At 62.9% G+C, this 19,914-nt stretch carries 12 protein-coding genes; 6 read left to right on the top strand and 6 right to left on the bottom strand.

The window, feature by feature from the left end; translation table 11 throughout:
- Positions 1-71: 71 nt before the first annotated feature.
- The 5 genes from LAN64_07930 to LAN64_07910 form a co-directional block, all read right to left on the bottom strand.
- On the bottom strand, positions 72-1,205 hold the full coding sequence (locus LAN64_07930; GenBank protein ID MBZ5567766.1) for a deoxyguanosinetriphosphate triphosphohydrolase: 1,134 nt from the start codon (positions 1,203-1,205) through the stop codon (positions 72-74).
- Positions 1,206-1,403: 198 nt separating this feature from the next.
- On the bottom strand, positions 1,404-3,512 hold the full coding sequence (locus LAN64_07925; protein ID MBZ5567765.1) for a tetratricopeptide repeat protein: 2,109 nt from the start codon (positions 3,510-3,512) through the stop codon (positions 1,404-1,406).
- A gap of 213 nt (positions 3,513-3,725) precedes the next feature.
- On the bottom strand, positions 3,726-5,303 hold the full coding sequence (gene purH, locus LAN64_07920; GenBank protein MBZ5567764.1) for a bifunctional phosphoribosylaminoimidazolecarboxamide formyltransferase/IMP cyclohydrolase: 1,578 nt from the start codon (positions 5,301-5,303) through the stop codon (positions 3,726-3,728).
- Positions 5,304-5,419: 116 nt separating this feature from the next.
- The gene (locus LAN64_07915; GenBank protein MBZ5567763.1) at positions 5,420-5,965 is read right to left on the bottom strand and encodes a hypothetical protein; all 546 of its coding nucleotides are present in this window, start codon (positions 5,963-5,965) and stop codon (positions 5,420-5,422) included.
- 158 nt (positions 5,966-6,123) lie between these two features.
- Positions 6,124-6,723, bottom strand: coding sequence for a hypothetical protein (locus tag LAN64_07910; GenBank protein MBZ5567762.1), 600 nt, complete (start codon positions 6,721-6,723; stop codon positions 6,124-6,126).
- Positions 6,724-6,869: 146 nt separating this feature from the next.
- On the opposite strand from LAN64_07910, the gene LAN64_07905 reads away from it, so the two are divergent.
- Complete coding sequence (locus tag LAN64_07905; GenBank protein ID MBZ5567761.1) at positions 6,870-7,598, top strand: response regulator transcription factor; 729 nt, start codon at positions 6,870-6,872, stop codon at positions 7,596-7,598.
- 149 nt (positions 7,599-7,747) lie between these two features.
- Here the strand turns inward: LAN64_07905 and LAN64_07900 are convergent, their stop codons facing one another.
- A complete protein-coding gene (locus LAN64_07900; GenBank protein ID MBZ5567760.1) occupies positions 7,748-9,055 on the bottom strand; it encodes a citrate synthase in 1,308 nt (435 codons plus the stop codon).
- 313 nt (positions 9,056-9,368) lie between these two features.
- Here LAN64_07900 and LAN64_07895 point away from each other — a divergent pair, with 313 nt between their 5' ends.
- From LAN64_07895 to LAN64_07875, 5 genes are all read left to right on the top strand, one after another.
- Positions 9,369-9,752, top strand: coding sequence for a holo-[acyl-carrier-protein] synthase (locus LAN64_07895; GenBank protein MBZ5567759.1), 384 nt, complete (start codon positions 9,369-9,371; stop codon positions 9,750-9,752).
- Between the two features lie 102 nt (positions 9,753-9,854).
- Positions 9,855-12,287, top strand: a complete 2,433-nt coding sequence (locus LAN64_07890; GenBank protein MBZ5567758.1) for a hypothetical protein — start codon at positions 9,855-9,857, stop codon at positions 12,285-12,287.
- Positions 12,288-12,491: 204 nt separating this feature from the next.
- Positions 12,492-13,664: an MdtA/MuxA family multidrug efflux RND transporter periplasmic adaptor subunit gene (locus LAN64_07885; GenBank protein ID MBZ5567757.1), complete on the top strand. Its 1,173-nt coding sequence runs from the start codon at positions 12,492-12,494 to the stop codon at positions 13,662-13,664.
- Positions 13,661-16,777 (top strand): multidrug efflux RND transporter permease subunit, encoded by a 3,117-nt coding sequence (locus tag LAN64_07880; protein ID MBZ5567756.1) that lies wholly within the window; start codon positions 13,661-13,663, stop codon positions 16,775-16,777. The genes LAN64_07885 and LAN64_07880 overlap by 4 nt, the downstream gene beginning before the upstream one ends.
- A gap of 2 nt (positions 16,778-16,779) precedes the next feature.
- Entirely contained in the window at positions 16,780-19,896 is a 3,117-nt protein-coding gene (locus LAN64_07875; protein ID MBZ5567755.1) for a multidrug efflux RND transporter permease subunit, read from the top strand.
- Positions 19,897-19,914 lie beyond the last annotated feature (18 nt).

Here is a 19,914-nt window from a genome sequence, read left to right as displayed (position 1 = left end):
TTTTGATTTTAGCTGAGTTCACGTTTTCGGTAGTTGGTCGCTGGTGGCTGGGCGGAACCGACCAGGAACTACTAGAGCCCGGCGCTTCCACCGTTGCCACAGAGTTCCCGGTGCTGGTGGAGGATGAAGCTGTCGGTCATGCCGGCAATGTAATCGCAAACAATGCGGTGCACGGGCTCGCGGGTGGTCTGCTCGCGATAGCTCGTGGGCAGCGACTCGGGATGCGCCGTCCAGTAGGAGAACAATTCGGTCACGACGCGCTCGGCGCCGGACTTTTCCGGTCGCAGTGCGTCGCTGTAATAGAGCTTTTCGTGGAGAAATGACTTCGACTGAAGGCGCTCGGTTTCGACTTCAGCGCTGAAGCCGGCCAAGCGCGTGGGGCAGGCGCGAACGTCGGCGAGCGACTTCACGCCGGCTTCGTCGATGCGGCGGCATGCCGCCGAGATCAGGTCGGAAACCATGCGGTCGAGCACGGCCTTGAGCGCTTCGTTGAATTTCAGTTTCTCGCGGACTGCCGGATAGCGCGCCTCCGCCTGTTCGTAAAAGCGATTGAAGACGGGCAGGCCGGCGCGGATATCCTCGAGTTTGAGGATGTGGGCCTCGTAGCCGTCGTCGAGGTCGGCGGTGTTGTAGGCGATCTCGTCGGTGAGGTCAATGAGCTGCGCCTCCAGCGGCGGACGCTGGTCGAGCAGGTACTCGGCAAGCTCGGGAAACTCCTGCGGGCTGCAATCGCGGGAGTGCTTGATGATGCCTTCGCGGACTTCAAACGTGAGGTTGAGCCCGCGGAAGGCGGCGTAGCGCTGCTCGAAGTCCTCGACGATGCGCAGCGCGTGCAGGTTGTGGTCGAAAAAGGAGCCGTGGGCCCGCATGGCGGCGTCGAGCGCCTTTTCGCCGGCGTGGCCGAAGGGCGGATGGCCGATGTCGTGAACCAGCGCAAGCGCCTCGACCAGGTCCACCTCCAGCCCGAGTTGTGCGGCGATGGTGCGCGAAATCTGCGCCACCTCGATGGTGTGGGTCAAGCGGTTGCGGAAGTGGTCAGAGTAGCGGCGGGTGAAGACCTGGGTTTTGTCCTCGAGGCGGCGGAAGGCGCGCGCGTGGACAACGCGGTCGCGGTCGCGCTGGTAGTCGGTGCGGTAGGGGTGCGAAGCCTCGGGATGACGCCGCCCGCGGCTCTGTTCAACGCGCGCGGCGTAGGGAGCGAGCATGAAGACAGTTTCTAGTTTCTGGTTGCTAGTTTCAAGTTGTTTCGAGTTGCGAGTTGCGAGAAAGCGGTCGATGGTCGATGCAAAAGCAGGTCGGAACATTTTCAATCTGCGTTGATCACTGTTGATCTGTGGCAAAAGAAAGTCCGGCCATCTCCGGCCGGACCAACTGAAACTCGAAACTGAAACTGAAACTCGAAACTAGGGTTTCACCGCTTCCGCCTTGCGTTCGTTCTGCTTGGCCAGGCGGACGCGGGCAGAGTCGAGCTTCTTCTGCACCCTGGCGACCTCGGTGTTGTCCACGTCGGTGGGCACGCTCTTGGCCCACTCGGCCAGCGCGCGCTCCCAGTAGGCGGCTGCGAGCTTCAGGCGCTCGGTCTTCTGCAGCAAGTCGCCCATGTGGTCGAGCACGGTGGGATCGTTCTGGATGCGATCAATGGCCTTTCGGAGGCTCTCTTCCGCCAGTTCGTAGTTGCCCAGTTTGAAGTAGGCCCAGCCGAGCGAATCGAGATAGGCGCCGTTCTGCGGATCGAGCTGGATGGCTTTCTTCACGTACCCGAGCGCTTCTTCCAGGCGCACGCCGCGGTCGGCGAGCATGTAGCCGAGATAGTTGAGGGTGACCGCGCTGTTGGGATCGTTGGCCAGCACCTTCTTGAACATCTCCTCGGCCTTGTCGTACTTCTTCTGCCGCTCATAGATGGATCCGGCAACGAAGATGATGTAGTCCTTCTCCTCCGGCTTGCTGGAGAGCTGGTCGGCCTTGGCCAGGGCCTCCTCGGCTTCCGGCCAGCGCTTCAGGCGGCTGTAGACCTGCGACAGGGAGATGTAGACCTCGCGGTCGTCGGGCGTGCCCTTGAGCATGCCTTTGATGAGGCTGAGGCCCTGGTCCACCTGGCCGGTGTCGGCCAACTGGCCCGCGAGCACCATCTTCAAATTGCGGTCCTTGGGAAGCTTGGCGACCGCGTCCTGCGCGATGGCGGTGGCTTCCTTCCACTGCTTGGCTTCGCGGTAGGTGTCAATCAACTGCTGATAACCGCGGGTGACGTTGTCGTCGCCGAGGACGAGCATTTTTTTGAAAGTATCAATGGCGAGCTGCGTCTTCCCGGTGTCGCGATAGATGGTGCCCAGACGCTCCAGGAACACGGCGCGATTGTTGCGCTCGCCGGGGGTGAAGGTGCCGTCGGGCTTCTCGTTCTTCTGCAACAGGCGGTTGAGCACCTGGATGGCGTCGTCAAACTTGCCTTGCGCCTGGTAAATGACGGCCATGTTGTAGGGGACTTCCTGCGAGTCCTGCACCTCGGCATCGGCCTTCTTGAGGGTGGCGAGGGCATCGTCGAAGCGGCCGCTGCGGCGGTAGATTTCGGCGATGCGCATCAGGCTCTGAACGTCGTGCGGGTCGGCTTCGACGATGGTCTTGTACTGCTCCAGCGCGGCGTCGTTCTGATTGTCGCTCATCAAGTTCTGCGCCAGGCCGCGCACCGCATCGAGGTTGTCGTGATCCAGATCGGCGGCTTTCTTGTACGCCGCGATGGCGTTCTTGTAGTCCTTCTGCTGCTCGTAGGTGTAACCGAGCGCGGAGTAGAGCTTGCCGGTGCGCTGCGACTCGGGAACCTTCTTCAGTACCTCGGCGGCGCGGGCCGAGTCGCCCTCCTCGTTGTAGAGATAGGCGAGGGTGGTGAGCGCCTCTTCGGAGCCGGGCTCCAGGCTGACCGCGGTTTTGAATTCGCTCTCCGCCTTGAGCAGTTCGTTGTCGAGCCGGTAGAGCCGGCCCAGCAGGACATGGTTCTCCAGGTTCTTGGGCTCGAGGCGGACAATGGCTTCGTACTGCTCGATGGCCCGCTTCAGGATTTCCTGCGACTGCGTGCCCGCCTGCAGGTCGCCGAGCGAGCGCAGGTAGATGCGGCCGAGCAGCTTGCGGGCCTCAAGATTGTTGGGATCGCGCTTGATGATGTCCTGCGCCTCCAGTACCGCGTCGCGGATGCGGCCCGTCTTGGCAAAAAGCTCCGCCAGGCCGGCGTTCAGGAATTCGGAGGCGGGATCGTTCTCGATGGCAAGCCGGTATTCGTCGATTGCCTTGTTGGCGTACTCGGGACGGCCATAGATCGCAACCAACTCTTCGTACATGTGGGCCAGGGCGTAGTGGTAATACGAGGCGGCGTGGTCGATTTTCCTGGCCTGCTTGGAGGTGTTCGGGGCGGCAGCGGCTGGGGCTTGCGATGCGGGTGCGGGATTGACGGCCGGAGCCGTTTGCGCTGCACCACCCAGGGAGGCAAGCAGAAGTACAACTAAGGCGGGCTTACCGGTGATCATTGACGTCCTTAATCGAGACAGAAATACCACTCCACGGGTTGGATGCTAATCCCTTCCGGCGGGTGTCACTCTAATTTTACGCGAAATTCAAGAGGGAGTTGCGTTGGCGTAGGGAGAAAGACGCGTTACCAAAGTTCCGCAATGGCGCACACCGCGCCGGTTGTCAAGCCACGTATCATTATCATCATCCATCCTTGCCATCCTTGCCGCGCCTCAGTGACGGAAATGCCGGATGCCGGTCGTCACCATCGCAAGACCGAGCTTGTTAGCAGTGTCGATCACTTCCTGATCGCGCACCGAGCCGCCGGGCTGGATGATGGCGGTGGCGCCGGCTTTGGCGATTTCTTCTACGCCGTCGGGGAAGGGAAAGAACGCGTCCGAAGCGGCGACTGAACCATTGGTTCCCAGCAGCGATTTCATGGCGCCGATCTTGGCGGAGTCGACGCGGCTCATCTGGCCGGCGCCGACGCCGACGCTGCGACCGTCCTTGGCATAAAGAATCGCGTTCGACTTGACGTGCTTGCCGATCTTCCAGGCGAACAGCAGGTCACGCATTTCCCGCTCGGTGGGCGGGCGCTGGCTGACCACTTTCACCGAGGCAGGATCGAGCCTGTGCAGGTCGTTGTCCTGAACCAGCACGCCACCGGAGATGGCTTTCATGACGTACTTCATGGGCGCGGGCGTGACTTCCAGCAGGCGTAGATCCTTGCGCTTGCCGAAGCGGGCGCGCGCGGCGTCGTCGAAGGCGGGAGCGATGATGCACTCGATGAATAGGGCCACGCCGTTATGCCGCAGGCCGGCGATGGCTTCGGCGATGGCGCCGTCCACCGGGCGGTTGAGCGCGATGACGCCACCGAAAGCGGATACGGGATCGCACTCGAAGGCGCGCCGGAAGGCTTCGATGGAATCCTTGCCCACGGCGCTGCCGCAGGGGTTGGTGTGCTTGATGATGGCGCAGAAGGGCTCGTCGAACTCGGCGGCTAGGTCCCAGGCGGCCTGGAGATCAACGATGTTGTTGTAGGAGAGTTCCTTGCCTTGGAGCTGCTTGCCATTGGCGACGCCGGCGCTGGTGCCGTCGGAATACATGGCCGCCTTCTGGTGCGGGTTCTCGCCGTAGCGCAGGTTCATCACCTTGTTGTAGCGAAGGCGCAAGGTGGCCGCAAAACCATCCTGGGTCTGGAGTTCGAAGTCGCCGTTGGCGTGCACGCGCTCCAGTGTGGAGGCAATGGCGGAATCGTACGAGGCGGTGAGGGCGAAGGCCTTCTGCGCCAGCTTCCACTTGGTGGCGCCGGAGAGTTCGCCGCCACAGGAGCGCATTTCGTCCACGATGGCGGGATAGTCGACGGGCGAGGTCACGACCGCGACGTCGTGAAAATTCTTTGCCGCCGAGCGGATCATGGAAGGCCCGCCGATATCGATGTTCTCGATCAGTTCGTCCAGGCGCACGCCCGGCTTGGCGGCGGTCTTCTCGAAGGCGTAGAGGTTCACCACCACCATGTCGATGGGCTGGATGCCGTGCTCGGCGACGGTGGAGCGGTGCTCGGGATTGGAGCGCAGGTGCAGGATGCCGCCGTGCACCCGCGGATGCAGCGTCTTGACCCGGCCGTCGAGCATCTCGGGGAAGCCGGTGAGCTCGGAGATGTCCTTGACCTTGATGCCGCTGTCGCGCAGCAGGCGCGCAGTGCCGCCGGTGGAGATGAGTTCGACGCCGAGGTCTGCCAGTTGTTTGGCGAAGTCCGCCAGACCAGTCTTGTCGGTGACGCTGAGGATGGCGCGCTGAATCTTTGCCATGAGCTCCTTTCCGATGGGTGCGGGATTGGGCGGGAAGCAGAATTAAATCTTAGCAGCGAACAGAGTAGCTGTGACGGGGGTCACAGCTAGTCAGTGACAATTGCGAAAGCCGTGACCTAAACACGCAAGTACGCGTTAAGCCCGGTCGGGTCGCTGACGCCCTGCGGCAGCGCGCCGCCGTTGTAGCGTGCCAGGCGATTCTCCCATTTCAAAAAGTCGGTGATGGTCTGCGGTTCGATGCGGATTTCCACGCGCCGCAAGCTGGCCAGCAGCAGGTTCATCTCGTTGAGCAGGCCTTCGGGCGTGCGCAGCGATTTCCGCTTATTACAGGCGACGGCGATCTCCAGCTTGCGCCCGCGAACTTCAAGCAGTCCCCATCCGGGAGGCAGTTCGGCGGCGGCGATCAAACCCGCCGGCGCCATGTAGAAGCGTTCGCAGCCGAGGGCGACCTGGGGATCGACGCGCCAGGGCTTGCCGCGGTCGGTGAGGAAATCGGCGCGCGAGACCTTACATTCGATCAGGACGGACCGGCAGCTCGCTTTCCAGCCGATCACGTCAGGAATTTCACCGCTGCAGCAGGCCTGCTCGGAAAGGATGATGCCGCACCGATACCTCGTGCGCAGCCAGCGGACAGCGAGTTCGACCAGGGCCTGGTGGGTCATGGTTCCACTGTCTGCCCACGTCGAGGGACTGGCAAGTAACCACCGAGACACCGAGAGCGCCGAGAATGAATGCGGAACTGTGGAACTGCGGAATCGGGTAATTGAATGTGCCGACGGGAGGTCGGCAAACCTTCGGAGCGACAGTTAGAACCTCGAAACTAGGTTTTTGCTTTTGCCTTCAGCCTGACCTGGCCTTCTTGCATCACGACCGAAAATTCAACGCCCAAGCAGTCGTACTCGCTGCGGATCTGCTCGGTCTTTTTCTTGACGAAGGCCTTGAAGGAGTCAAAACTGTTGGGATCGACCGGCTGGCCCGCCTTCTTTCTGGCTTCCATCATGGCGTCAAAGAGCGACTTGACGGCGGCGTGGTCCGCTTCGACATCGGAGCAGTGAATCTTGAACGGCTCCTCGACGGCGCCCGCTTCCAGGGCCGCGGCAGCCGCCTTCTCCTCCTCGCGACGCATGCCCTGAATGCCGAGGACGGCGTCCTGCGGCCGGCGGTAGCCTTCTTCCTTGATCTTCATCTTCTGGCGCCACAGGTCGCTGAACAGGGCGTAGCGCTGGACAATGCCGTTGTACCTGAAGCGCTGCGAGTAACTCAGCTTGGAGGAGTCACTGTGCTTCTTAATCAGGTTCTGGACGCGCCACTCGGTGTCGGCGGGCGGTTTTTTGGAGCCGCCGCCGAAAAAGATGTCGTACTCAATTTTCAGCCTACGTACGTTCTGCTCCAGGGCGTCGAGTTCCTCGTCGACCGTCACGGCATCTCCTGCGATGGGCTGGGGGCTGTGGCGGAATATACCACTTCTAATTTCCGATTTGCGATGGTTGATTCGCGGGCGCCGCGAAAGGGATCAGGGAAATCAGGTTTCCGGGAAACGGGGTCAAGGCGGGAGGCCGGCCCAAAATGAAGATCGGCAGCTATCCCAGCCTCGGCTCGTTGCATCGTAAGGTAATGACAGTTGTGTGTACCATACGGTCAATGGACAACCGGATCCCGATCGTAATCGCCGATGACCATGCGGTGTTGCGCGAATCCCTCGCTCTGCTGCTGAACACGCAGAAGGACTTCGAGGTGGTGGGCAAAGCGGCCACCGGAGCGGAAGCTCTGCGAATGGTAAATCAGAATCATGCGCAGGTTCTGGTGCTAGACCTTTTTCTGCCCCATACCGACGGCTTCCAAGTGTTGCGCACGCTGGACAAGGCGGGCAGCCAGGTTGCGTCGCTCGTGCTCACCGGATCGGAGAACCAGCTCGACTACGTGCAAGTAGTCCGGCTCGGCGCCCGTGGGCTGGTGTTGAAGCGAGAAGGCCCCGAGCGGCTTTTTGCCGCCATCCGCTCGGTGGCCAACGGCGAACTCGCGTTCTCGGAAGACCTGGCGCAGCAGGTATTGAGTGCGATGGCGCGCGAAACCAGGCAAGAGCCGTCCGCGATGCGGCGATTGTCGGAGCGGGAGCGGCAGATCGCCGCGCTGGTGGGCCGCGGAATGAAGAACAAGGACATTGCGGGGGAGTTGAGCATCAGCGAGAACACGGTGAAGTGCCACCTGCAGTCCATCTTCAACAAGACCGGCGCGCACGACCGCTTGGAGCTGGCGGCAATCGCGCGCAACGAACTCCGCAAAGCGGTGGCGTAGCAAGCTGTGGGCTTCAGGCTCCGGCCCAGGGCTTGCAACACAAGACCCTGCACTGCGGAAATTCGCGGTAGTCCGGAGCCGGCAGTCCGCAGTCCGGGTTGTCCCGGGCCGCGGACTACCCTGTTCCGGCTACGAACAAGGCGGTTGCGCTAGCGGGTGACGAAAGCGCGCTCTGTCTGCCGGGGCTTTTCGACCTTCCGCAGCTCGTGTCCGAGGTAGACCTGTCGCGGGCGGGCGATCTTCTGTTCGCGGTCCTCCAGCAATTCCTGCCACTGCGCCAGCCAGCCGGCCATGCGCGGAATGGCGAATAGCACGGTGAACATGTCGGGCTTAAAGCCCATCGCCTGGTAAATGATGCCGCTGTAAAAGTCCACGTTGGGATAGAGTTTGCGCGAGATGAAGTACTCGTCCTCCAGCGCGACCCTCTCCAGCGCGAGGGCAATGTCCAGCTTGGGATTGCGGCCGGTGACCTTGAACACGTCCTCGGCGGTCTGCTTGATGATGCGGGCGCGGGGATCGTAGTTCTTGTAGACGCGATGACCGAAGCCCATCAGCTTGCCCTTGCCCTCCTTGATGCGCTTCACGTACTCAGGCACGTGCTTGATGTCCCCGATCTCGTCGAGCATGCGCAAAACGGCCTCGTTGGCGCCGCCATGCAGCGGGCCGGCCAGCGCCGCCGCCGCTCCGGCCGCCGATAGGTACGGGTCGGCCTGGGAGCTGCCGACCGAGCGCATGGCGTTGGCGGAGCAGTTCTGCTCATGGTCGGCGTGGAGGATGAAGAGCACGTCGAGGGCGCGGGCCATCACCGGATTGGCGACGTACTTGGGCTCCACCATCTTCCACAGCATATTCATGAAATTTTCGGTGTAGCTGAGATCGTTGTCGGGATAAACGATCGGGTATCCGAGGCTGTGGCGATAGGAGTAGGCGGCCAGGGTGGGCGTCTTGGCGATCAGGCGCACGATCTGCATCCGCCGGCACTCGGGGTCGGAGATGTTCTTAGCTTCAGGGTAGACAGTGGAGAGCGCCGCCAGCGCGCTGACCAGGATGCCCATGGGATGGGCGTCGTAGCGAAAGTGCCCGATGAAGCTGCGCGTCCCCTCGTGCACCATGGTGTGGAACGTCACTTGCTTGATCCACTCCTGGCGCTGCTCGGGCGTAGGCAGCTCGCCGTTCAGCAGGAGGTACGCGACTTCGAGGAAGGTGCAGTTCTCGGCCAGGTCCTCGATGTTGTAGCCGCGGTAGCGGAGAATGCCACGGTCGCCGTCAATGAAGGTGATCCTACTGTGGCAGGAAGCGGTATTCATGAAGGCCGGGTCGTATCCCATCAGGCCAAAATCGTCGGGACCGGTCTTGATTTGACGCAGGTCCATGGAGCGAATGGTGCCGTGTTCGATGGGCAGCGTGTAGCTGCGGTTGGTGCGGTTGTCGATGATGGTGAGCGTGTCGTTGGCCATGAATTCCTCCTCGGCGAACGCCCGGACGGAGACCGGCGGTGCCGGAATCGTTAATTGCAACCCGCCACGGTAGCCCTTTTTGGGGCGGTTGGCTAGGGATGGTCTGATCAACCCCGGTTTTTGGAGGGGACGGCCTTCAGGTCGTCCGTAAATGCTGTACAAAGGGCCTTAGCCGCTGAGGGACCGGCGATGTGCTTGATCAGAGCTTCCCTGGGAGGGAGTTCCGAGTTGCAAGTTCCGAGTTGCGCGTCAGTCACGGGCATTCGCGACCCGCCGCTTGCAGCTAGTGTGCTAACGTAATCGGCTTGCCAGCATGATAGTCGGGACCGGCATCGACGTTGCCGAAGTGCCTCGCGTCGCCGCCGCGATTGAGCGGTTCGGCGAGCGCTTTCTGCGGCGCATCTTTACCGAGAATGAAATCCGGTACTGCGACTCCAAGGCGAATCGCATGGAGCGTTACGCGGCGCGCTTTGCCGCCAAGGAAGCCGCGCTCAAGGCCATCGGCACCGGATGGAGACACGGCGTATCGTGGACTGACGTCGAGGTGCGGCGCGAGCCCGGCGGACGCCCCGCCATCGCCTTCAGCGGCAAAGCGGCTGAATTCGCCGCGCGCCTGGGCGTGAAGCGCTCGGCGCTGTCGCTGTCGCATACCAAGGAACATGCGATCGCGTCGGTGATATTGGAAGACGGTAGCTAGCGGCTGGGAGTTCGCATGGCCGTCGGGTATCAGTTTGCGCAGCGTGGACAGGCCACCAGCCACCAACTACCGGCTACCGGACGCTAGCTACCGGAGATTTCATTGTCCGAAACCGTTGTCGTACCGCAGCAGCAGGCGGCTGAGCTGACTCCTGACGCGGACCGCCGCGTGTTTCTCGCCGGCGTGCTGGTGATGAGTTTTTCCAGCTTGCTGCTGGAGCTGTCGCTGACGCGGCTATTTTCGGTGATCCTGTTTTATCACTTCGCATTCCTGGCGATTTCTATCGCGTTGCTGGGGCTGGGCGCGGGCGGCGTGTTTGCCTACCTGGCGAAGAACTGGCTGGCGCGCTTAGACACCCGGACGTTGGGCGCGCGGGTTGCCGTGATCAATGCGATCGCTCTGCTGGTGGTGCTGGAGATTGACCTGCACACGCCGGTGACGTTGCAGATCAGCGGACAGAATTTTATGTCGCTGACGGTGGTGTACCTGACGTCGGCGGCGCCGTTCTTTTTCACCGGCCTGTTCTTCGCGGTGGTGTTTGCGCGGCAGACCTCGGGCATCACGCAGCTTTATGCGGCGGATTTGTGCGGCGGAGCGCTGGCGTGCGTCGGGGTGGTGCCGCTGCTGAATTTCATCGGCGGACCGAACGCGATCCTGTTTGCCGCCGTGGCATCCGCCGCTGCGGCAGCCATCTGGGCGCCGACGCGCAAGAAGCGCCGCTTCGCGATCGTACTCGGCGCGGTCATCGTGGTCGTCATGGCGGCAAACTACTCGGGCAGGCTGGTGGACATTGTCTATGCCAAGGGCGTGAGGCGGGACAAGCCATGGGTGAAGTTCGCGCGCTGGAACGCGATTTCCCGCGTCGAAGTGGATGACCAGGGCGGGGCGCAGGTGATCGTGATTGACGCCGACGCCTCCACCTACATCATGAACACCGACCCGCACGACTGGCGGCCGGACTACAAGCGGAACCTGATGTCGGCGGCGCCGTCGGTGGTGAACGTGATCCGCCCGCGCGGCGACTACGCCATCATCGGACCCGGCGGCGGCGTGGACGTGCTGCGCGCGCTGGCCAACGGCAGCCCCAGTGTCACCGGGATCGAGATCAATCCCATCATCGTGAACGACATCATGCGCGGCCGCTGGGCCGACTGGTCGTATCACCTCTACGATCGCCCGGAGGTGCATATGCACGTCGGCGACGGGCGTTCCTGGGTGCGCAACGCGACCGAGAAATTCGATGTCGTGCAAATGACGTTGGTGGATACGTGGGCTTCGACGGCGGCAGGCGCGTTTGCGCTCAGCGAGAACAATCTCTATACCGTCGAGGCGTTCCGAGAGTACTTCGATCACCTCAAGCCGGACGGGATCATCGCGATCACGCGCTGGGAGTTCAAGCGGCCGCGGGAGGCGCTGCGCGTGGTCTCGCAGGAGTTGGAGGTGCTGAAGCAGGCGGGAATCACGGACGCTGGGGCGCACTTCGTCGTGGTTTCTGAAGGCGCGCTCAACGAAGACGGGCGCCCGGTCACGGTTCTGTTCAAGAAATCGGCGTTCACCCCGCAAGAGGAATCCGCGGTGCGCGCGCACATCGCGCAATATCCCGAACTGCACGCGCTGTACATGCCCTCCGAGGCGGCCTCTCTCGATCTTGACGACTGGCGCGTGCCCGGGCCACACACGTTCCGCTCCTTAATCACGATCGGCGACCCGCGCTCGTTCGCCGCTGACTACAGCTATAACGTTGCACCGGTTTCCGACAATGCGCCCTTCTTCTTTTTCACCATCAAAATCGGCGACGTGTTGCGCGGGATTGTGAGCGGCAGCGGACGAGGCATGGACTGGCGGATCAACCTCGGCGTGGTCGTGTTGGGGATGGTGCTGGTGATTTCCGTGCTCTCGGTGCTGTTGTTTCTGATTTTGCCGTTGGCGTTGGCGCCCGCGCACGCGGGGGCGCGTGTGCCACATGGCGTTCGGCTGCTGTACTTCGTAGCGATCGGGTTGGGCTACATCCTGGCCGAGATCGCCTTCATCCAGCGCTTCGTACTATTCCTCGGCCACCCGACGTACGCGTTAACCGTGGTCATCTTTCTGATGCTGCTGGCCAGCGGCGCGGGCAGCCTGTTGTCGCGGCGATGGCTGCTGGATCCGCTGCAAGTGCGGACGGCGCTGGTGGTGGTAATCGCGCTATTGCTGGCGTACGTGTGGGCGCTGCCGCCGCTGCTGCGGTCGCTGGTCGGGTTGCCGTTCGTGGTGAAGCTGATGATCAGCGGCGTGGCGCTGATTCCGCTGGGGCTGGCGATGGGCATGCCGTTTCCCAGCGGCCTGCGCGCGCTGGCGGCGGGCAGGTCGGCGGACGGCAACACCATCGAGTGGGCATGGGCGTTAAATGCAGCGTCCAGCGTACTCGGTTCGGTGCTGGCGATGGTGATTGCGCTGCAATTTGGCTTGAGCTGGACGCTGGCCTGCGGCGCGCTGGCGTATCTGGTGGCGCTGGCGCTGTTGCCGCGGCTGCGCCATGTCCCGCAGGTTCGCTAAATTACAAAACTTTACGTCGGCAATAAAACTCTTTACACCACCGTCGTGGTGCATGGGTTTATTGTGAGCGATGGCTCTCCCGCGGCCTCAATAGGCGGTTTCCCTGGGGCATATAATCATGAATTGCGGGGCGGCTTCATCTCGGGAAACGGCATCTACATTAACTCTTCCCTCGCGCGCGGCCGTCGCTGACGGGAATTCCGAATGTTTCGTGCACGAATCGTCGTAATCCTTGCCTGCATTCTGCTGGTCGTGGTCGGCACCGCGGCCCTGATGCGCAACAAGAAAACCGCAAAGGGGCCGGCGCCCAACCCGGCGAACCGCGGCGTCCCGGTGTTGGCCGAACCGGTCGTGGCGCGCGATGTGCCCGTGTACCTGCGCGGGTTGGGATCGGTGTTGGCGTTCAACACGGTCACGGTGAGAACGCGCGTGGACGGCCAGATTACCAAGATCAATTTCCAGGAGGGGCAGGAGGTCGAGCAGGGGCAGTTGCTGGTACAGATTGATGTGCGCCCCTTCGAGGTGCAACTGCACACGGCGGAAGCCAACCTGGCGAAGGACGAAGCGACGCTGGCCGACGCCAAGCTGAACCTGTCGCGCTTTACCGAGCTGTACAAGCAGGGCGTAATCAGCCAGCAGCAGTACAACTCGCAGCAGTCGATGGTGGGGCAGTTGACGGGCGCGATCAGCGCCGACAACGCGGCGATCGAAAGCGCGAAGCTGCAAATCACTTACTCCCATATCACGGCACCCATCAGCGGGCGCATCGGGCTGAGGCTGGTGGACACCGGCAACATGGTGCACGCGACGGACCAGAACGGGCTGTTGGTGATTACGCAGATGCACCCCATCGCGGTGCTGTTCACGCTGCCGGAGGATTACATCCCGCAGGTGTTGCAGCACATGCGCAAGGGGCCGCTGAATGTGGAGGCCTACAGCCGCGACGACAAAACTAAGCTGGCGAGCGGCAAGCTGCTCACCCTGAACAACGAGATTGATCCGACCACGGGAACGAACAAGTACAAAGCTGTCTTCCAAAACGAAGACCGCGTGCTGTGGCCCAACCAGTTCGTCAACGTGCGGCTGCTGCTGGAGACGATGCCGAACGCGCTGACGGTGCCGGTAGCCGCGATCCAGCGCGGGAGCCAAGGGGTCTACACCTACGTGGTGAAGCCCGACAACACGGTGGAAGTGCGGGCGGTGAAGGTGGGGGTCACGGAAGGGAACGTGGCCTCGATCGAGACGGGGCTGAGCGCGGGAGAGCTGGTGGTCACCGACGGCCAGGACAAGCTGCAGCCGGGCGCGAAGGTGGAAGTGCAGCAGCGCGGCAACCGGGGAAGCGGAGCGTCGAAGGCGAGCGGAGCGCCGGGGGCATGAATCCGTCGCGGCTCTTTATTCTGCGGCCGGTGGCGACCTCGTTGCTGACCGTAGGCCTGCTGCTGGTGGGCCTGGTGGCGTACCGGCAGCTGCCGGTCTCGGCGCTGCCGCAGGTGGATTACCCGACCATCCAGATTCTCACTTTTTATCCCGGCGCCGGGCCGGAGGTCATGGCTTCTTCCGTGACCACTCCGCTGGAGCGCCAGTTCGGGCAACTGCCCGGGCTGAACCAGATGACCTCGACGAGCTCGTTCGGCAGCTCGATCGTGGTGCTGCAATTCAATCTCAACGAAAGCATCGACGTTGCCGAGCAGGAAGTCCAGGCGGCCATTAACGCGGCGTCCACCTACCTGCCGCGCGATCTGCCTAACCCGCCGATCTACACCAAAACGAATCCGGCCGATGCGCCGGTGCTGACGCTGGCGCTAACGTCGGACACGCTGCCGCTGTCGAAAGTAGAAGATCTGGCGGACACCACGCTGGCGCAGAAGATTTCGCAGATACCGGGAGTCGGGCTGGTCTCGATCAGCGGCGGGCAGAAGCCGGCCGTGCGAGTGCAGGCCAACCCGACGGCGCTGGCTTCGTACGGGCTGGGCTTGGAAGACCTGCGCACCGCGCTGGCGCAGGCCAACGTAGATCAGGCCAAGGGCAGCATCGAGGGGCCGCGGCTCTCGTACACTATCGGCGCCAACGATCAGCTCGCCACGGGCGAGGGATACCGGCCGGTGATCGTCGCCTACCGCAACGGCTCGCCGGTGCGCGTGATGGATGTCGCCAACGTGGTGGACAGCGCCGAGAACGTAAAGCAGGCGGCGTGGGAAAACACGCACCCGGCGGTGATCATGAACATCCAGCGCCAGCCGGGCGCGAACATCATCAGCGTGGTGGACCACATTCAGAAGCTGCTGCCGCAACTGCGCGCGGCGCTGCCCAGCGCGGTCAACGTGAGCGTGCTCGCCGACCGTACGGAAACCATCCGCGCTTCGGTCAAGGACGTGAAGTTCGAGATGATGCTCACCATCGCGCTGGTGGTGATGGTGATGTTCCTTTTCCTGCGGACGCTGTCCGCGACCGTGATCCCCAGCATCACCGTGCCGCTGTCGCTGGTGGGCACCTTCGGCGTGATGTACCTGCTGGGCTACAGCCTGGACAACCTTTCGCTGATGGCGCTGACCATCTCCACCGGCTTCGTGGTGGACGACGCCATTGTGATGATCGAGAACATCGCGCGCTACATTGAAGAAGGCGAGACGCCGTTGACGGCCGCGCTGAAAGGCTCGGAGCAGATCGGGTTCACCATCGTGAGCTTGACGGTGTCGCTGATCGCGGTGCTGATCCCGCTGCTGTTCATGGGCGACGTGGTGGGGCGGCTGTTCCGCGAATTTGCGGTGACGCTGGCGGTCACCATCCTGGTTTCGGCGGTCATCTCGCTGACCTTGACGCCGATGATGTGCGCCATGCTGCTGCGCCACCGGACGGAACAAGAGCGGGGCTGGTTCTATCGCAAATCGGAACAGTTCTTTCACTGGGCGGTCGAGAAGTACGGCACCACGCTGCGCTGGGTGCTGCGTCACCAGCGGGAGACACTGCTGGTGACGGTGGGTACGCTGGTGCTGACCATCTTCCTGTACATCGTGGTGCCCAAGGGATTCTTCCCGGTGCAGGACACGGGCGCGATTCTCGGGATTTCCGAGGCGACGCAGACGGTCTCGTTCCAGGCGATGACGGAGCGGCAGCAGCGGGTGGCGGAAATCATATTGAAGGATCCTGACGTCGCCAGCCTGGCGTCCTTCATCGGCGTAGATGGAATCAATCCCACGATCAACACCGGACGAATCCAGATCAATCTCAAGCCGCGCGAGGAACGCAGCGCCACGGCTTCGGAAATCATCCGGCGACTGCAGCCGGAGGTGGCCAGGGTCGAGGGCATCACGCTCTACATGCAGCCGGGGCAGGACCTGACGGTGGAGGACCGCGTCAGCCGTACCCAGTTCCAGTACACCATTGAAGATGCCAGCGCGCAGGAGTTGAACGATTGGACGCCACGGCTGGTGGAGAAGCTGCGCACGCGGCCGGAACTGCGCGACGTCGCCAGCGACCAGCAGAACGGCGGATTGCAGGCGGCGATCACCATCGACCGGGACACCGCGGGGCGGCTTGGTGTTCTCCCGGCGGACCTGGACAACACGCTGTACGACGCGTTCGGGCAGCGGCAGGTGTCTACCATCTTCACCCAGTTGAACCAGTACCACGTGGTGTTGGAGGTGGACCCCATGTTCCAGCAGACTCCCGACGACCTCAAGAGTATTTATGTGCGCTCGGCGACTGGGGGAGCCATTCCGCTGAGTGCGTTCACCCGCGTGGAGCGCACCAGTGCGCCGCTGACCATTACGCACCAGGGGCAATTCCCGGCGACGACGCTGTCGTTCAATTTGGCGCCGGGGATTTCGCTGGGCCATGCAGTGAAAGCGATCCAGCAAGCGGAAAAGGAAATCGGACTTCCGCCGAGCATTCACGCCAGCTTCCAGGGTACGGCAGCGGCGTTTCAGTCGTCGCTGAAGAATGAGCCGCTGCTGATCCTGGCGGCGGTGGTGACCGTCTACATCGTGCTCGGCGTGTTGTACGAGAGCTACATCCACCCGATCACGATCCTGTCCACGCTGCCGTCGGCGGGTGTGGGCGCGCTGCTGGCGCTACTGATCTTCGGGATGGACCTGGGAGTGGTGGGGCTGATCGGCATCGTGCTGCTGATCGGCATCGTGAAAAAGAACGCCATCATGATGATTGACTTCGCGCTCGAGGCCGAGCGCAAGGGGGGCATGGAGCCGGAGGGCGCCATCTACCAGGCGTGCCTGTTGCGCTTCCGCCCGATCATGATGACCACCATGGCGGCGCTCTTTGGCGGGCTGCCGCTGGCGCTGGGCCGCGGCACGGGATCGGAGTTGCGTCATCCGCTGGGCATTACCATTGTCGGCGGATTGCTGCTCAGCCAGTTGCTGACGCTGTACACGACGCCCGTCGTCTACCTCTTCTTTGACCGCCTGGCGCGCAAGCTGCAACGCTTCCGCGTGGGCAATCGCATTGACGCCGAGCAGGTGCCGGTAGCGGATTAGCCATGAATGTCTCGGAACCGTTCATCCGCCGGCCGGTGGGGACGTCGCTACTTGCCGTGGCGGTGCTGATCGCGGGGTTCATCGCGTATTTCCTGCTACCCGTCTCGCCGCTGCCGGAAGTCGAGTTTCCGACCATTTCCGTGCAGGCGGGGCTGCCCGGCGCCAGCCCGGAGACCATGGCTTCGGCGGTAGCGACGCCGCTGGAGCGGCAATTCGGCCGCATAGCCGGCATCACCGAGATGACCTCGACGAGCCAGCTCGGCTCGACGCAAATCACCATGCAGTTCGACCTGAGCCGCAACATCGACGCGGCGGCGCGCGACGTACAGGCGGCGATCAATGCGGCGCGCGGGAAGCTTCCCGCCAACCTCCCGAACTCGCCGACTTACCGCAAGACCAATCCCGCCGACGCCCCGATCATCCTGCTGGCACTGACCTCGGACACCATGCCGCTGGGACGCATGTACGACGCGGCCGATTCCATCCTGGCGCAGAAAATCGCGCAGGTGGAAGGCGTGGGGCAGGTGATCGTGGGCGGCGGCGCCAAGCCGGCGGTGCGCGTGCAGGTCAATCCGACGCAGCTTTCCGCCTACGGCATTGGAACCGATGAGGTGCGCAACGCCCTGAACCGCGCCAATGCCAACAGTCCTAAGGGCGAGTTCAGCGGCGCTCATGACTCGCTGGCGATCACCGCCGATGACCAGCTCAAAGTCGCCGATCAGTACAAGCCGCTGGTGGTGACCTATCGCAACGGCGCGCCGGTGCGGCTGGACCAGGTCGCCAACGTTTTCGACTCGGTCGAGAACACGCTTAACGCGGCGCTGTTCAACAGCAAGCCGGCCGTGCTGATGATCATCTTCCGCCAGCCGGGCGCCAACATTATCGGCACCGTGGACCGCATTCGCGAGCTGCTGCCGCTGTTCCAGGCTTCGATCCCGGGCGCGATGAAGCTGTCGGTGGTCAACGACCGCACCACCACCATCCGCACTTCCGTGCAGGACGTTGAGGTCACGCTCACGCTGGCCGTCGCGCTGGTGGTGATGGTGATCTTTCTGTTCCTGCGCAACGCGGCGGCGACGTTTATCCCCAGCGTGGCGGTGCCGCTGTCGCTGCTGGGCACGGTGGCTCTGATGTACCTGCTGCACTACAGCATCGACAACCTGTCGCTGATGGCGCTGACCGTCGCCACCGGCTTCGTGGTGGACGATGCCATTGTGGTGATCGAGAACATTACGCGCTATATCGAGGCGGGCGATCCTCCGGTGCGCGCCGCTTTCAAAGGGGCGCGCGAGATCGGATTCACCGTGCTCTCCATGAGCACCTCGCTGGTGGCGGTGTTCATTCCGATTCTGCTGATGGGCGGCATCGTGGGGCGGCTGTTCCGCGAGTTTGCGGTGGTCCTGAGTATGGCGGTGGCCGTGTCGCTGCTGGTGTCGCTGACGACCACGCCCATGCTGTGCGCGAAGTTTCTGCGGCCGGAATCGGAGCGCAAGCACGGACGGCTGTACCGGCTCAGCGAGCGGGCGTTCAACGGAATGCACAACGGCTACGCCGGCGGGCTGCGCTGGGTGCTGCGACATTCGGCGCTCATGCTGGTGGTCATGCTGGCCACCATGGCGCTGGCCGTCTACCTCTACATCATCGTGCCCAAGGGCTTTTTCCCGCAGCAGGACACGGGGCGGCTGATGGGCAGCATCCAGGCGTCGCAGGACATCTCGTTCGTCTCGCTGCGGCAGAAGCAGCAGCAGTTCAGCGACATCGTGCTTTCCGATCCGGCGGTGGACACGGTCGGCGCCTTCACCGGCGGCGGCGCGCGCAACACGGCGCGCTTCTTCATCCAGTTGAAGCCGCTGAATCAGCGCAAAGCCAGCGCCGACCAGGTGATCGCCCGGCTGCGCGGAAAACTCAGCCACATCCCCGGCGCCAACCTTTTTTTGCAGCCGGTGCAGGACGTGCGCGTCGGCGGGCGCATGAGCAACGCGCAATTCCAGTACACGCTGCAGGATGCCAATCTCGCCGAGTTGAACGAATGGGCACCGCGCCTGATGCAGCGCCTGAAGGTCATGAAAGAGTTGCGCGACGTCTCCAGCGACCAGCAGAACAAGGGGCTGGAGCTGAGGCTGGTGATTGACCGCGACACCGCCGGACGCCTCGGCGTGCAACCGCAGCAGGTGGATGAGGCGCTGTACGACGCCTTCGGGCAGCGCCAGGTGTCCACCATTTACCGGCAGCTCAACCAGTATCACGTGGTGATGGAGGTGGCACCGCAGTTCCAGCAGAATCCGGACGCGCTGAAGCAGGTTTACGTGCACGCGGTGAACGGCAAGTTGGTCCCACTGAGCGCCTTTACTCACTACGAGCCCAGTAACACGGCGCTGGCGGTCAACCATCAATCGCAGTTTCCGGCGACCACGATCTCCTTCAACCTGGCGCCCGGAGTTTCCTTGGGCGAGGCAGTGCGCGCCATCGACGACGCGGAGCGCCGCATGATGTTTCCCGGCAACATTCTGGCCAGCTTTTCGGGCACGGCGGCGGCCTTCCAGGAATCCTTGAAGAACCAGCCGATCCTGATCCTGGCAGCGCTGGTTACGGTGTACATCGTGCTCGGCGTGCTCTACGAGAGCTACATGCATCCGATCACGATTCTCTCCACCCTGCCTTCGGCGGGCGTGGGCGCGTTGCTGGCGCTGCTGATCTCCAAGACGGACCTCACGGTGATGGCACTGATCGGCATCATCCTGCTGATTGGGATCGTGAAGAAGAATGCCATCATGATGATTGATTTCGCGCTCGACGCGGAGCGGCGCGGCCACATGGAGCCGGACAAGGCCATCTACGAGGCGTCGTTGCTGCGCTTCCGGCCGATCATGATGACCACCCTGGCGGCCATGTTCGGCGCGCTGCCGCTAGCGCTGGGCGGAGGCGTGGGCGCGGAATTGCGCAGGCCGCTGGGACTAACGATCGTGGGCGGGCTCATCGTCAGCCAGGCGCTGACCCTGTTCACCACGCCGGTGATGTACCTGTATCTCGACCGGCTGCGCTGGAAGCTGATCCGGCTGCGCGGCAAAGCGGGACCCGAGCTGGGAGGCGGGGCCGGCTTGGAGCCACATGCGCCGTAGTTCGTTCGTCAGAATGTA

The organism is Terriglobia bacterium (assembly GCA_020073185.1).
GTDB lineage: Bacteria > Acidobacteriota > Terriglobia > Terriglobales > Acidobacteriaceae > JAIQGF01.
This window is presented reverse-complemented; position numbering and strand designations above follow the sequence as displayed.